This is a genomic window from Paenibacillus sp. FSL H8-0168, assembly GCF_038592955.1.
In the GTDB taxonomy this organism is placed as follows: domain Bacteria; phylum Bacillota; class Bacilli; order Paenibacillales; family Paenibacillaceae; genus Paenibacillus; species Paenibacillus polymyxa_B.
The window spans coordinates 5,324,535-5,336,884 of record NZ_CP151948.1; the positions used below are offsets into that span (position 1 = coordinate 5,324,535).

At 46.4% G+C, this 12,350-nt stretch carries 9 protein-coding genes; 3 read left to right on the plus strand and 6 right to left on the minus strand.

Annotated elements, in window-relative coordinates:
• Window positions 1-7: 7 nt before the first annotated feature.
• On the minus strand, window positions 8-1,831 hold the full coding sequence (locus MHI21_RS23525) for a 6-hydroxymethylpterin diphosphokinase MptE-like protein (protein ID WP_165177783.1): 1,824 nt from the start codon (window positions 1,829-1,831) through the stop codon (window positions 8-10).
• Between the two features lie 517 nt (window positions 1,832-2,348).
• Here MHI21_RS23525 and MHI21_RS23530 point away from each other — a divergent pair.
• Window positions 2,349-3,557: an MFS transporter gene (locus MHI21_RS23530; protein ID WP_342418994.1), complete on the plus strand. Its 1,209-nt coding sequence runs from the start codon at window positions 2,349-2,351 to the stop codon at window positions 3,555-3,557.
• A gap of 199 nt (window positions 3,558-3,756) precedes the next feature.
• On the opposite strand, the gene MHI21_RS23535 is transcribed toward MHI21_RS23530, so the two are convergent.
• Entirely contained in the window at window positions 3,757-5,436 is a 1,680-nt protein-coding gene (locus tag MHI21_RS23535) for a glutamine--tRNA ligase/YqeY domain fusion protein (RefSeq protein ID WP_342418995.1), read from the minus strand.
• Between the two features lie 207 nt (window positions 5,437-5,643).
• On the opposite strand from MHI21_RS23535, the gene MHI21_RS23540 reads away from it, so the two are divergent.
• Both MHI21_RS23540 and MHI21_RS23545 read left to right on the plus strand, forming a co-directional pair.
• Window positions 5,644-6,369: a hypothetical protein gene (locus tag MHI21_RS23540; RefSeq protein ID WP_039271598.1), complete on the plus strand. Its 726-nt coding sequence runs from the start codon at window positions 5,644-5,646 to the stop codon at window positions 6,367-6,369.
• An 84-nt stretch (window positions 6,370-6,453) separates the two neighbouring features.
• On the plus strand, window positions 6,454-7,002 hold the full coding sequence (locus tag MHI21_RS23545; RefSeq protein WP_028540721.1) for a GNAT family protein: 549 nt from the start codon (window positions 6,454-6,456) through the stop codon (window positions 7,000-7,002).
• Window positions 7,003-7,099: 97 nt separating this feature from the next.
• Here the strand turns inward: MHI21_RS23545 and MHI21_RS23550 are convergent, their stop codons facing one another.
• The 4 genes from MHI21_RS23550 to MHI21_RS23565 all read right to left on the minus strand — a co-directional run bounded on the left by MHI21_RS23550 (window position 7,100) and on the right by MHI21_RS23565 (window position 12,333).
• Window positions 7,100-7,594 carry a GNAT family N-acetyltransferase gene (locus MHI21_RS23550; RefSeq protein WP_039271600.1) on the minus strand — a complete coding sequence of 165 codons (495 nt, stop codon included), beginning with the start codon at window positions 7,592-7,594 and terminating at the stop codon, window positions 7,100-7,102.
• 103 nt (window positions 7,595-7,697) lie between these two features.
• A complete protein-coding gene (locus tag MHI21_RS23555) occupies window positions 7,698-8,948 on the minus strand; it encodes an MFS transporter (RefSeq protein ID WP_342418996.1) in 1,251 nt (416 codons plus the stop codon).
• Between the two features lie 46 nt (window positions 8,949-8,994).
• Window positions 8,995-11,127 carry a molybdopterin oxidoreductase family protein gene (locus MHI21_RS23560; protein WP_342418997.1) on the minus strand — a complete coding sequence of 711 codons (2,133 nt, stop codon included), beginning with the start codon at window positions 11,125-11,127 and terminating at the stop codon, window positions 8,995-8,997.
• 372 nt (window positions 11,128-11,499) lie between these two features.
• Window positions 11,500-12,333, minus strand: a complete 834-nt coding sequence (locus MHI21_RS23565) for a formate/nitrite transporter family protein (protein ID WP_165177793.1) — start codon at window positions 12,331-12,333, stop codon at window positions 11,500-11,502.
• Between the last annotated feature and the right edge of the window lie 17 nt (window positions 12,334-12,350).

The window sequence follows — 12,350 nt, forward strand, 5'->3', positions numbered from 1 at the left end:
TTTTTATCTAGGTGTGAATGGAACGGTGAAATTCATGAATCTCGTTCTTGATTTCCATATAATCCTGCTGGCATTTCCATATGAAATCTCCGAAGTATAGCAAAATTTGTTCCCCTCTGATCAGAGGATTCCTGCTGCTCTGAATGGCGTCCATTTTACTGTACAAAAACTCATACCGCATACGATGGCGAGGCAGAACATATATTTTGAAAAAACAATTACCTAATAATGAGGCAAATAAGTCGTCAAACTGTCCAAAGGACTCGTTCAGCATATTGGCCTGCTTCAGACTGAGCTTATGTTTGATGCCGAGCAATACATGATGAATCTGCTCCATAATGGCTTGAAAAACCTCTTTTTCCCGCTGAAGCTCTTCAATGCGTGACCTCAGAAACAAGAGATCGTATTCCGAATTACTGCTGGTTTGCAGCCACGTGTCGTCAATAACACCTTTTAACCGTGTCTGGATGATCTCTTCCAAGTTCTGAAAAGATGTTCCCTTAATAACAGCACCTTCACGCGTTGTGTTTATAAATTCGGTTCCCTTCACTGTACTAATGTAAAACTCCATCTCTGTTTTCATTTTGATAAAAGAATGTCGTGTAACCACCTGTTGGCCATGAACGCCTTCTACACGCGGCAAATCCGCACTAGCTGGAACACCTTGGGCATGAGTAATCCCCTCAGCATAATATTGTTCATCCCGATAGGCTAAATTTTGCCCCACCAACACAATAGGGTCTGCTTTCATCTGGATCAGACATTGGAGTGCAATGACCGCTACTGAAGGAGCATCGTTAATAATCGTTGGTTTATTTCCCTCCGGTGTCCGCAATACGTGCTTGGAGAGTTCATCCTGAGAAATGATGATATGCATAAGACGACCTGGATAATGATCGAGTGTGTGTTTACCGACCGTACTGCCGAAAATAAGTGGAATTGAATCAATTCGCTTGTCGATCACCTTTTGAATTACGTTTACGTTGTATTCGTTCGGGTCATAACTGAACGTGCCGTGCGGATAAATGCCATGCTCCACCAGCGTGTTCACTGCCGATCCTACTGTAAACAGATAAGCAAGATTGTGCTCACGAATATGTCGCAGGTGTTCAATTTCGTCGTTAAGCGAAGGGCCAGCAGATATTACTAAGACTGGCTTGTCCCTAATATGCTCTGAGCCCGCGTGCAAAAAATTTGAACTATGTAAAATATAAGGGAAATTATGAATACTGTTTAACGCCCATTTTTTTTCGTACACGTTATTGATAGCCATTTTGTCCTTCTTGTTAGAGACCATTTTGTACAATATTTCATTAAATTTCTTTAATTGCGCAGCAAATAAGGAACGATACGGGAGCCATGGAACAACAAGGACCCCAGATACACGGTCAACCAACCTATGCAGTGTACCGATTGTTTCTCCAGTCATTCCTCCTACCATAACCTCTTCGATCATCTTATCAGCCAGCCAATCGGTTTCATTCAGATGCTGTAAAAAAGTATTCATCACATCAATGTCCGGCTCGACGACGGAGAAGCTGGTATTCGGGTGTCTACGCAGAAATTCACGGACATGATACCCAAGTCCTATACCAAAAAAGATCACGTGCGCTTGAGGTTTAACTTCTTTAAAGCCCGAAATAAATAATTCTGCTTCCCGCCCAGGCTGCTCAAGATCATGCAAATAATATGATTTCCCCTCACGAGTCAGTACTAAATTGGGCTCGTTGGTTTCAGAAGTCACCAACTCACTTCCTTCTCCTGCCTGAAGCAAAAGAAGCCGAGGAAATCGGCGGTACAAGGAATTGTCTCTACGATGCTGTAATGCCATTTTCCATCCCTTTCCACCCGGATATTTCATAAAACCAACTATACAGGCCAGTCGATTAAACCTATATAGTTTCTTATGAAGCATAGTATTCTGATTTTATGTAATATCTGCGACAATGTATTTTATTCAGAAAAAAATAATCCTAAATTCTCCTGATTATGGATTAAGTATCGGTTATTCTATGTATAAACTTTAGGTCTTAAGAACCTATCTATAAATAAAGATTTTGTAACTAACCAAACATTTACTTGGACTAACCATATATAGTCTCCAATGCTGTAGCTCGTCTACATGTCGCCCCTTGGAACAACAAAAACAATAACTAGTAAAATAGCGAAATAATCTTTAAGTTTGCTTAAACCATTATCAAATTAGTATCTTCTAATAATTATTACATAATTGTTAATTTATTGGTTTGTTAACCCTTTCAACACATGATACATTGGAATAAAGAACCTCCCCACAGATCGGCATCGATGCGCAGTTCTCTATCGGGCTAAGAAAGGAATGGCTTGTCTTGCAAAAGAGAGAAATTCAAGAGACTCCTCTATATTCCTTAAAACTGTATAATTTTTTTCTATATGGAGCTATGGTCATTTTCTCCAGCTTCTTCCCGTTGTATCTGCAAGATATCGGCATGGACAAGCTGGAGATCGGGAGTCTGATGGCCATCGGGCCTTTTGTATCCGTATTCGCGAACCCTTTTTGGGGCTATACAAGCGACCGGAGCCGTAACCTCCGACGTATTCTGCTATTTATGATTATAGGTACCTTGTTATTGCTACAAGCTTTGTTTCATGTCCATACGTATATCATGATTTATGTGTCGATGATTGGTTTTTATTTTTTCCAAAGCCCTTTATTTGCGCAAAGCAACAGCCTAATTCTCAGCTATATTGAGGGCACAGACCGGAAATTTGGCGCATTCCGTATATGGGGCTCCTTCGGTTGGGCTGTGACAGCAGCAGTTGCCGGCATAGTTATTGACCAAACGGGGATATCCAGCATATCCACCATCTTTACGGTACTTCTTCTGGCTGCATTGATCTGCACCTTGTCGATTCCACCACTGAAAAGCACTGTGGAGACAGCAACCATTCATTTGCGCGGCTTTGGCAGTGTTTTAATGAACGGATACTTTATATCCTTTATTTTATTGGGCATCCTTGTATCCATCCCGAATTCGATCAACAGCGCCTTTATGTCCCTGTACATCACCGAGCTGGGTGGGTCCAAACAGATGCTCGGTTTTGCTGTTTTTATGTCATCGGTATTCGAAATTATTGTATTTTTGCTGTTTGATCGCTTCTTGAAGAAAAGAATGACCGTGATGGTCGGCTGTTTGGCACTCGTCAGTTTGCTGTTTGCCTTACGTTGGGAACTGATGGCTTTGGCCACGGACCCGACTCAGATTGTGTTCATTCAGGCACTTCATTGCGTCACCTTCGGTGGATACTTCTATGTAGGCACCCAGTTGACCGTCCTATTTACCCCTGCAGCATACCGATCATCCGGACAGGCCGTATATACCTTGACCTGGAGTGGTATATCCGGTATCGTAGCAGGTTTTGCGGGAGGTTGGCTATTCCAGAACTTTGGTGGAGAAATGATGTACCATGCAGGGGTGTTCTTCGCCCTACTTGGATCTGCGGGATTCGCTATCATGTGGTATATGCTGTACAAGAACGGTTATCAGCCAGGACTGCCAGCGGGCACAAACGAATAGAAGAAGCCCCTTAACAACACTAGAGGAATGAGCTATCCCCTCTTCCCTTCTGGCTTGTTAGCAAAGACAATAGAGTATCGTCAAGTCAATGATCATGTATAAAGAGTGTGCATGCGTAAAATAAAGGAGTCTGCCGACGGCAGACTCCTTTTCAACTTGGTCGCACGAAGCTACCATCTCTCCCACACTTTCCACCAGCCTATTGCTTAGGCAATTGGAATGAGCTTTTCAACGATACAACACGGTTAAATACAGGCTTACCCGGTTGGGAAAGCTTCGGATCGACACTGAAATAACCATGACGGAAAAATTGGAACTTGTCCTGTGATTGAGCTTCTTTCATGTTCGGCTCGACATAACCATGAGCAATTTCCAAAGAGTTCGGGTTCAATTGGTCAAGGAATGTTTTTTCCGATGCATCCTCTTCAATCTCTTCCGTGTTCTCTGCGTTAATCAAAGGCTCATACAAACGGAATTCGGCAGGTACAGCCTGAGTAGCCTCTACCCAGTGGATCGTGCCTTTCACTTTACGTCCAGTAAAGCCTGATCCGCTCTTGGTTTCTACATCATAGGTACAGTGGATTTCCGTTACATTTCCGTCTGCGTCCTTAATCACGTCGTTACATTTAATGAAGTAAGCATGCTTGAGACGTACTTCATTACCAGGGAACAAACGGAAGTATTTGCTCGGCGGATTTTCCATGAAGTCCTCACGCTCGATATAAATCTCACGGGAAAACGGAATTTGACGTGTACCGAGTTCCGGATTTTCAGTATTGTTTTCCGCCTCCAGCATTTCAACTTGTCCTTCAGGATAGTTTGTGATAACCACCTTCAACGGATCTATAACTGCCATGGTGCGGGGTGCCTTAAGCTTCAAATCCTCACGTACAAAATGCTCCAGTACCTGCAAATCGATGACTCCGTAGGCTTTGGAAATGCCTGTCTCATATACGAAGTTGCGGATGGCTTCCGGCGTGTAGCCGCGACGACGTAAACCGGAAATCGTCGGCATACGCGGATCATCCCAACCATCTACGTGCTTTTCATCGACCAGAAGCTTGAGCTTACGCTTGCTGGTTACGGTTTGAGCCAGGTTCAGCCGTCCAAATTCGTATTGGTGCGGTACCTTTTCCATCTCACATTCAGCTACAACCCAATCATACAGCGGGCGCTGATCTTCGAATTCCAGCGAACAGAGCGAGTGCGTTACTCCCTCAATCGCATCTTCCAGCGGATGAGCATAGGAGTACATTGGATAGATACACCATGTGTCGCCTGTATTATGATGTGCTGTGTGTGAAATGCGGTAAATAACCGGATCACGTAAATTAATATTTCCTGAAGCCATATCAATTTTGGCACGCAGCACCTTTTCACCATTTTGGTATTTGCCTGCACGCATCTCTTCAAACAGCTTCAGATTGTCTTCCACACTGCGATCCCGATAAGGGCTATTTTGCCCCGGTTCGGTCAGTGTGCCACGAGTTACACGGATTTGGTCCGCGCTTTGATCATCCACGTAGGCTTTACCCTTTTGGATCAGCAGGATAGCACGCTTGTACATTTCTTCGAAATAATTGGAGGCAAAATGTTTTTCCTCCCATTCATAACCGAGCCACTTCACGTCCTCCTGAATGGAGTTCACGTATTCCGTGTCTTCCTTCGCCGGGTTGGTGTCGTCAAAACGCAGGTTGGTGCGTCCTCCGAATTCATCTCCCAACGAGAAATTGATCCAGATAGCTTTGGCATGTCCAATATGCAAATATCCGTTTGGTTCAGGCGGAAATCGTGTAACAACCTCCTTTACCTTACCCGTACGTAGATCCTCTTCAATAACATTTTTAATAAAATTGGGGGGAGTGATCGGCTTCTCCACGCTAATCAACCTTTCTTCCGTATAATCTGTGTAAAACCTGTTCCCTTAAATATACCCTTTCACACCGCATAACTCAATAAAATGAAAATCCTTATGCTCTCTTCAGCAAAAAAAGTGACAAGTTATGAAAAAGAGTTAACATTTTCGGCAAATAAATTCGTTATAGTGTATATATCTTTTATTTTGCCCGGAAAAGGAGACCCACCCGTGTTTAAGCTACTCATTGTGATCCTGCTGTCTATGCTTTTGTCCTCTTCCGTCATGACTTCCGGCCATCCTTCATCGGACCCAGTGAACGAAACCGTACAATCTCGTCCGCTAGCCAGCGCTCCAGAAGACTCATCCGTCCGCTTATATGCCGTTAATCCGTCACAGGGATTATTCCAATCAGCTGTACTGGAAATCGGCCAGCAACGCCGCACATTCCGATGGTCAGGCTCGGCGGATATCTCCACTGCACCACAATTATTTTACAGGGATGTGAACGGGGATGGTGTCCGTGAAGCCGTCGTGATCCTCACACGTGCCTCGGGAACGGGTGTCGAATTGCAGGAATTGCATATTGTTAACGCACGCACGATGGAAGAATATGCGGTCGAATCGGCAGTAGATGCTGTGTCCCAGCGCGTACATAGCTCAGTGGAGCTACGTGACCACAACCGCCAGGTTCATATTGCTGTCACGATTGACGGTGTTACACACACGATAAACCCTAAAGCATCCGTATTTTACGATGATCCAGCCCAATTTACAAAGTATCTCGATTTTAGCTCTGTCGTAATGTATGATGCTGAACAGCTTCCTCTGCAAGCCACTGTATCTGGCAGTGTATCCCCAACCGAATTTGTAGGGGATTTGGATCTAAAATATGTATACGAGCATGAACGGTTCCGGGTGGGACCTATTGAATTTGAAGCTTCCTCTCCCTTTTGACGACTCTCGCAGAATAAGGTAGCATGGGATTAAATGCTAGACTGGCTGGTTTAGCGATTTTCCGAGTGAAAGAGGGGATCAATCATGTTTACATATGCGTTGGACGAACGCACAGTCCTTCGGCCGCTCACCAAGGAGCATGTGCAGCCTCTGTTTGAGCTGATCGAAATGTCCCGTGACCGCCTGCGTCAATGGCTTCCATGGGTAGACTCTACCACGGAAATCAGCCACACAGAGCAGTTCGTGCAGGGCGCCTTGAAACAAGCCGCAGAGAACGGTAGTCTGACCGCCGGAATTTGGATAGACAACGAGCTTGCTGGCATCATCAGCTACCATGAGATCAATTGGACTCACCGCTCTGTTAGCATCGGATATTGGCTTGGACACGGGTACGAAGGACAAGGTCTAATGACTAGCGCCTGCCGCGTATTCGTTGAATATGCTTTGATGGAGCTGGACTTGCATCGGGTCGAAATCCGTTGCGCAACTACGAACCGCCGCAGCCGCGGTATTCCGGAACGTTTGGGCTTTGTGCTCGAAGGCATTGTACGCGAAGCGGAATTGCTGCCCGACGGCTACATGAACCACGCAGTGTACGGTATGCTCCAAAATGAATGGAAGCAACTTCGGTAATATTGTATTGTACAACAACGCCGCAGACCTGATCAGGTCTGCGGCGTTGTTGGTTTAGGCCGGACATACAACCGAATTGCTGTCTGTAGCCTCCCGCCTATTTTAAGAAATAGGCCATTAACACATCATCTACGAATTGGCCTGCTATGTAAAACTCCTCATGCAAACGTCCTTCAATCGCGAAACCGCTTTTTTCATAAAACATAAGGGCTTCCGTGTTGCATGAGAGTACACGCAAACTCAACTTACGTATGCCCTCCGCAGCTGCAATGTCCTTCATGGAGTTCATGAGCGCCGTCCCAATACCTTTGCGATGATAAGCTGGATGTACAGCTATATTTATTTCGAGTACATGACAGTTACTAGCCAACAGCGTTGGAGGACGAAATCCAATATACCCGCAGAGTACTTCCTGTTCGATGGCAACCAGTTGAGAGCCCGGAGGCGTATTGCGCAGAAACTCTCCACGCGACTTCCAAGACAATGAAGCGGGAGCCGTGCGTTCATTCCATACCAATTCATCCAGCGCAATCAGATCAGGAGCATCCTTCATCTCCGAATGACGTATCGTCAAGGGTTGACTTGTAAACAATTCCTTTCAATCCTTCCTGTGAAGGCTTTCCTGAAGCAATAACTACAACCATCCGTCACTATTGTACCATAATCACAGCATATTACTGCACTTTTATTAGGACTTAAGAACTGGGAGCATCCACCTTGGACGTCGTAGGATCCAAAGTATCCGAATGATGCCGGAAACGGTTCAACCAGCTATGCAGGACGAAAAACAGGATCGACAACACCGCTACGCCTGATGCCAGCCAAAGTGTAGGCGGTAACCCACCGCCATCATACAACTTCCCCATAATATAAGGCCCCATTACCCGTCCGGCTGCGCCAATGCCCCCCACAAGCCCAATGTAAAAGGGTGCACCCCGACCTCCATGATCAGACAGGAATGCTGGAACGGCAGGTGCAATCAGCATTTCTCCCAGGGTCGCCAGAACCATAGCGAATATCATTCCCGTATAGTTCTGTGTGCCCAGCATGACAATATAAGCCGCCAAATAAAATCCTCCGGCCCATGTCATTTGCGCTGAAGCGTGATGAGCGTACAGTCGTTTTATCCAAAAAATAATGGGTTGTGCGGCAAAAATAAGGATACCATTTAGTGTCCATAGTAATCCATACATCGTTTTAGGCAAGCCCTGCTCAATAATATGGGGAGACACTCCTGTATTCCAGATTGAATTCCCGAACCATAAAAAAAGCGAACCTAACCCCACAAAGAGATACAGTCTGGTATCACGAAACAGCAATCGAGCTGGTATTTCCTCTCTTTTTTTCACGGACTTACTGAGCTGCACTTCTCCCTCTTCCCGATCCACCCTGCTTAGATAAGACCAGAAGAACCCGGCAAATACCGCAGAAGTCACTCCGTTCATCACGAAGCTGAGCTGATAGGAAAGGTCAGCCAGAACGCCACTCAATCCCGTACCCACTGCAACCCCAATATTGTTAGCGACATAAATAATATTAAACAGCTCACCACGACGGTCAGCGAAACGAAAACCTACAAAGGCCTGAATCGCAGGCACAGATACGACATTAAAAAAGCCGATAAAGCCCATCATGATGACAAACGCTACCCAATGACCACTGGTAAATGGAAGCGCGAGAAGTCCCAGCGCGTTCATCGCGAGTGAGCCAACAATCAGTTTCTTGGCTCCAATACGGTGATAGAGGGCTCCGCCCAGCACTTGACCAAAAATTCCGCCCAGAGATTGCACTAAAATCGCAATCCCTGCATCTCCCATACTACGGTTTAGCTCGTCAAACACATACATGCTAACCAACGGCCACATCAGGGAACTTCCAGCGGAATTAATCAGGCTAGCAACGAGAAACACTTTCACTTCTTTCGGATAAGACTCCAACCATTTCATATCTTTTGTTTCTCCTTTTGCATCTGACGCCATAAAAGGCATTATCTCATTGGCGCTTCACATTCACCACCGTTGAGAAGAAAGTAGCCCCCTGTCCCATATCCGACAGCCGATCAGAGGTTAACACATTGGCACGCTGTCTGCGTCCTTTGCCTTCCCACCATAATCCCTGACTAATCACTGTACCGGGCAGCATTAGATCGGTGACTTTCGCTTTCAGCTCATACGTCCCCCGATCATTCCATACGGTAACCAGGTCCCCATCCGCGATGTCCCTTGTCTGAGCATCCTCCGGGTGAATTTGTAGCAAGGGCTCCCGCTCCAGTCGCTGATGCTTGGGCAAGTTAGCGAAAGTAGAATTCAGAAAATTATGGTTTGGCGGTGAAATAAACATTAATGGATACCGCTCGTCCGCTTGCGGTCGATGCTCTCCGTCGTACCCTTCAATCAGCGGCACATAAAAAGGCATCGCGGGCAGACCTGCTTGTTTCATTTTTTCCGAATACAACTCAATCTTGCCTGAAGGCGTGGTTAAACGATCCAAATAAGTAGCCTTTGGCGTCATATCGAGCTTTACAAAAGGTGACTTCTTTAAGGCTTCCAAAGTTACACCGTTGAGATAAGGGTTCGTTGAATTATCAAGCGCGCCCACTATCATGTCCTCTTCACTTTCCGTAAAGGCAGCTTCGTCAAAGCCCATAGCCCGTCCGAGCAGGCTAAACAGCTCATAATTGCTTTTGCTTTCCCCGAGTGGAGCAATGACGGGTTCCTGCATCTGAACATAGTGATGCCAGTAGGATTTATATAGGTCTGTACCTTCAAAGGAAGACGCTGCAGGCAGCACAATATCGGCATAACGGGCCGTATCCGTAAGAAACAGGTCATGAACGACTGTGAACAAATCCTCTCGTCCAAATCCTTCAGTCACCCGTTCCGAATCGGGGGCTACAACTACCGGGTTACTGCAGTATACAAATAACGCCTTAATCGGCTGTTCCTTTTGTAGCAGCGCTTCTCCGATCCGGTTCATGTTGATCACCCGGGCATCCGGATTCTGTCGCAGATCAGGACGCGCCAGATTGGCGCCGTTAAACTTGCCATAAGCGCCATTAGAGCGTGACGCTCCCCCGCCGTGCTTCAGCCATTGTCCAGTAAGCGCAGGCAAGCATGTAACCGCACGTACGTTCATACCGCCATTATCATGATGCTGAAGCCCATTGCCGATATTGATATACGCTGCTCGCGCAGTTCCGTACATTTCCGCCAAACGGATGATATCCGCTTCCGGTACGCCGGTAATCCGCGAAACTCGCTCTGGTGTATATGTCTTAACATGCTCGCGCAGTTCCTCATGGCCTACCGTGTAGCGATGTAAAAATTCGTCGTCCGTCAGTCCCTGAGCGAACAGTACATTCATAACACCCAGCGCGAGCGCCGTATCCGTCCCCGGATATAACGGAATGAACCAATCCGCCCATTGCGCCGTCCGGTTGCGATGAACGTCAATAACGACCACCTTAGCACCTTTTTTACGTGCTTTCTCAGCCAAAACGACCTGATGCATGTTGGTGCTAATGACATTTCCACCCCACACAATAATGAGGTCTGCATCCTCCGTGTCCTCCGGGCTGGTGCCGCCCTTAAAACCCATAACGGACGCCCAGCCTTCATTCCCTGCCACGCTACATATCGTCTGATCCAGTTGGCTTGAACCCAGCGCATTAAAAAATCTGCGGTCCATTCCATCCACACTCAATACGCCCATATTGCCATAAAAGCTGTAGGGGAGAATAGATTCCGGTCCGTCCATACGTATCAGCTCCTTGAACCGACCTGTAATGGTATCGACTGCCTCCTCCCAGCTAATACGTTCAAATTTTCCTTCTCCTTTGGGGCCTATACGTTTCAACGGATAGAGCACCCGATCAGGATCATATACCCGCTCCGTCATATTGCGAACTTTGTTACAAATAGCCCCTTTGGTAATAGGATGATCCGGGTTCCCAGTCACCTTGACTATCTTTCCATTTTCCTTGTGAAGCAGGAGCCCACACGTATCCGGGCAATCTAACGGGCATACAGCTGGAAAGATACCGTCCTGCTGCTCCGTCATCCGCTGCCCCATTTGTAAGTCTTGTTGAAGCGTGGCCTCAGGAGGCGCGCTATTACGATGATCCATAGTGTTGATGCTCCTTTCCGTTACCGTTTCCAAAAATTACACTGATCTTATCATATCCACAGCTTTGGCCTATGGCAAGAGAAGGATTTTCCCACACAGCCGCTCTCCAAAATATTAAAAAAATCCGTCTGCTGCATAGAGCAAAACGGATTTTTTTAGAATCATAATTTTTTTCGACATCCTGTTTCATCATATCTTACCGAGGGTAAAAGAGATCAAGGCATTATGGGACGAGAGCACACTCATCCTCCATGCCAAATCATGGACCACTCCCAAAAAAATCCGCCATGACAGGTTTCGTTCCCCCGGGCCTGTCATGGCGGATTTGCTTTGTTCATTGCTGTTTAAAGTACCGTAATTAAGCTAGATCACTTAACGGATTTGATGTGCAACCGAAGAAGTAGTTGGAGATTCATTCGCTGGAAGTGCGTTGGTTTGAGGCTTTTTCAAATAGGCCAACCAGTAGGCTCCAGCCACAAACAGGCTACCTCCTACCAAATTCCCCAGCCAGACCGGAATGAAGTTCATAACATAATCTGCCCACGAAAAGTGGCCTGCAAAAATAGCCGCCGGAATGAGAAACATATTGGCAACAACGTGCTGAAATCCAATAGCGACAAAGGCCATTGTCGGGAACCAAATCCCCATAATTTTGCCACCGATAGAGTCTGTGCTATATGCCAGCCATACAGCCAGTGCTACGAGCCAGTTACATCCTATACCCGATATAAAAGACTGCAAAAAGCTTTCATGTAGCTTATGTCCTGCCATATCCACCACTTTGTCCAGGTAAGGGCCCGTTTCTGTCAAACCCAGCACATGCCCAAAGAAAAATGCAACGAATAGCGCACCTGCAAAATTACTGAGCGTAATAATCGCCAAATTACGAAGCATGGCTCCTGTCTTAATCCGTCCTGCCCATCTCGCCAAAGGGACCGCCATCATATTGCCGGTCAGCAATTCCCCGCCGGCGATCAAAACTAATACCAGACCTACGGGGAACACCGCAGCTCCAATAAAGGTGGCAATGCTTCCCCATTCTTTAGGCGCACTTGCAATAACACGTATATCCAGCAAAAACCCGAGTGCAATAAATGCACCTGCCAAAAATCCCAGTACCACCGCCACAGTCCACGGGTTGTTCGCCTTGGCCACTCCTGTTTCCACCGTCTTTTCAGCAATTTGCCCCGGTTTATAGCTCGCCATATGTCCCCGCTCCTTTA